Origin of the sequence: Parvimonas sp. M20 (genome assembly GCF_035282425.1) — a bacterium.
Classification (GTDB): Bacteria; Bacillota; Clostridia; order Tissierellales; family Peptoniphilaceae; genus Parvimonas.
The window spans coordinates 1-276 of sequence record NZ_JAYKBQ010000154.1 but is presented as its reverse complement, the minus strand read 5'-3'; the positions used below and the strand labels follow the sequence as shown (position 1 = coordinate 276).

General features: G+C 31.2%; 1 protein-coding gene. It reads right to left on the bottom strand.

Annotation, left to right across the window (positions count from 1 at the left end; all coding sequences use genetic code 11):
- The coding region (locus VJI93_RS08790) for a hypothetical protein (protein WP_324009319.1) at positions 1-201 on the bottom strand (201 nt) is incomplete at its 3' end.
- Positions 202-276: the final 75 nt, after the last annotated feature.

Sequence of the window (276 nt, the reverse complement as noted above, 5' to 3'; positions counted from 1 at the left end):
TACAAATACCCATACCGCATCATAATTGGCAGGAGCAATATTTGTCCTCCAGCTATTATCCCATTGGATGTTAAAAGTAACGGTTCCTGCACTCGTATCAACACTTGTACCGGTGATTTTTAAATTATTTGCCTGAACATTAAAAGCAAATAATCCCATTACAGCAATTGCAATTTTCTTGAAGTAGTTTTTTGAATTCATGATATAATTTTTTATTAATTATAATTCACAAATCTAACTTGGTACATATTGTAAAGAAATAAGGCAAATGACGTA